Origin of the sequence: Mycobacterium szulgai, from assembly GCF_002116635.1 — a bacterium.
GTDB lineage: Bacteria > Actinomycetota > Actinomycetes > Mycobacteriales > Mycobacteriaceae > Mycobacterium > Mycobacterium szulgai.
Genome location: NZ_LQPW01000161.1, coordinates 1 through 1,525, shown reverse-complemented (window position 1 = coordinate 1,525; position 1,525 = coordinate 1). Strand labels below are relative to the sequence as shown.

At 70.8% G+C, this 1,525-nt stretch carries 1 protein-coding gene and 1 pseudogene; both read right to left on the bottom strand.

Annotation, left to right across the window (positions count from 1 at the left end):
- A partial coding sequence (locus tag AWC27_RS24335; protein ID WP_139837190.1) for a PE family protein occupies nt 1–617 on the bottom strand: 617 nt, incomplete at its 3' end.
- Nucleotides 618–1,003: 386 nt separating this feature from the next.
- Nucleotides 1,004–1,525 (bottom strand): annotated as a pseudogene (locus AWC27_RS31350) (PE family protein); the annotation flags it as partial.

Here is a 1,525-nt window from a genome sequence, read left to right as displayed (position 1 = left end):
GGTCGGGTGGCAACGCCGGCCCCGCCGTTGCCGAACAGCCAGCCCCCAGCCCCGCCGGCGCCGCCGTTGCCACCAGAACCGGTGGCCGCGCCCGTGCCGCCGCTGCCGCCGGCCCCGCCGTTACCGATCAACCCCGCCGACCCGCCCGCGCCACCGGCCAACCCCGAGTTCGCCGGCTGTGAATACCCGGTGCCGCCATTGCCGTACAGCAGGCCTCCGGCCCCGCCATTGGGGCTAGCCGCCGTTCCGTTGGCGCCGTCGCCGATTATTGGGCGTCCCAGCAGCAACTGGGTAGGTGCGTTGATCGCGTCGAACAGACTCTGCAACGGCGACGCGGCGGCGGCCTCCGCCAGCGCATAGGAGTTACCGGCGTTTGCCAAGGCCTGCGCGAACTGCTGCTCAAACGCCGTCGCCTGGGCGCTGAGCGCTTGGTATGCCCGGCCGTGCTGACCGAACAACGCCGAGATAGCCAGCGAGACCTCATCGGAGGCCGCCGCACTCAGCTGCATCGTCGGCCCGGCCGCAGCGGCGCTGGCGGCGCTGAGCGCCGACCGGATCCCGGCTAAATCGGTGGCAGCGGCCGCCAATGATTCCGAGTTCGCGATGACAAATGACATAGCTGCCTCCCGTCGACGATCGGACCATATCTGGAACCGCATGCCGTGTCCGGGTTTCCCGCAGCTAGCAGGTCATTTTCTCACATTGCGGGCCGACGCCCGTCAGTTCACCCGAGCATCATCGAGGCGGCGCACAAGCCGGTCGATGAAAATCGCCGAACGATGCAGGATTGTCCAGCGCGGCAGGGGCCGCGATAGCGCACATCGTCGTCGTCGTGTCGCAACACAATTGGCACCTCAACGCGGTAGAGGGGCGTTAGGGGTTTCGCCAGGGCTGCCGCATAGCTTGGACCGCGTAAGTCCCTCGCGGCGTAGGTGCCATGCGACGCCGGTCGAGAGGCCGCCGATGTAAGCGATCTGCAGCGCGCCTTATCGGTTCGCCGATATCAGGTCCCGGCGGCTCCGTTCGTGCCGTGAGTGCCGAACAGCGAGCCGCCGGTGCCCCCGGCGGCTCCGGCGCCGGGGACACCGGGGCTGGAACCCGTGCCGGCGTTCCCGCCATTGCCGCCGCCACCGCCATTGCCGATGACCTGGGCGCTTCCGCCGAGGCCGCCGGCCCCCCCGTCGCCGCCGTTGCCCGTGCTGCCGTTGGTGCCGGGGCTGACACCATTGCCGGGATTACCCCCATTACCCCCGCTGGCGCCGGCACCCCCGAAGCCGCCGTTGCCGAACAGCAGTCCGCCGTTGGTGCCCATCCCACCGCCACCGCCGGCACCGCCGATCCCGCCGTTGCCGCCGGTGCCGCCGCCCGCACCGCCGTTACTGCCGCCTTTGCCACCGCCGCCGCCGGCACCGCCGCTGCCGCCGGCACCGGCGCTTCCTCCGTTACCGCTGAGTTGCCCGCTGTGGCCGGCGGCAAAAACTCTGCTGGGGGCACGAACTCTGCCGGCGGTGCAGCTGGCTACGGC